This window comes from Arthrobacter sp. SPT-J7, assembly GCF_059089965.1.
In genome coordinates this window covers 1-419 of record NZ_JBNHFF010000579.1, presented here as the reverse complement: position 1 = coordinate 419, position 419 = coordinate 1, and the positions used below count along the sequence as shown (strand labels likewise).

Here is a 419-nt window from a genome sequence, read left to right as displayed (position 1 = left end):
CTCCCACCGGACAATGAAGCGTGGTGGCAGTCCCGATGCAGGCCTTAGCCTTTCTCGGTCTTGCCACCGTGTCGCCACAGGTACAGTATTGGACCACGACGTCGGCCGTAGTTTCCATGACTGGAGAAGGTATGACTGAGAACCAGCGTTCCTTTACCCTTACTGCCCTTATCTTTTTTGGTGTGCTTGTCGCCGTTGCGGGGGTAGCGATGCTCTTCTCGGGAGTAAGCGGCGGCACAACTGTGAGCGAAATTCCCAAGATCGTCGAAATCGTCTCATTGCGGGAGTGTATAGGCGACGCCTGCGGAGATTGCGGCCGTGCATAGGAAAGTGTGAGACCGCACGGATGTTCGTGACTCGGTGAAGTCGGGACCATTTGTCCATGTCCACCACCAAAGCCCGTGGCCAAGCAACGCCCC

Annotated in this window: 1 protein-coding gene; it reads left to right on the top strand. The window is 57.0% G+C overall.

Annotation, left to right across the window (positions count from 1 at the left end):
* The first annotated feature begins 131 nt into the window (after positions 1-131).
* Positions 132-326 carry a hypothetical protein gene (locus AC5RWX_RS34355; RefSeq protein ID WP_309072470.1) on the top strand — a complete coding sequence of 65 codons (195 nt, stop codon included), beginning with the start codon at positions 132-134 and terminating at the stop codon, positions 324-326.
* The last annotated feature ends 93 nt before the right edge of the window (positions 327-419 follow it).

Bases quoted from the DNA above. Each gene is read 5' to 3' on its own strand.
- AC5RWX_RS34355 (WP_309072470.1), top strand. From the start codon at position 132: ATGACTGAGAACCAGCGTTCCTTTACCCTTACTGCCCTTATCTTTTTT.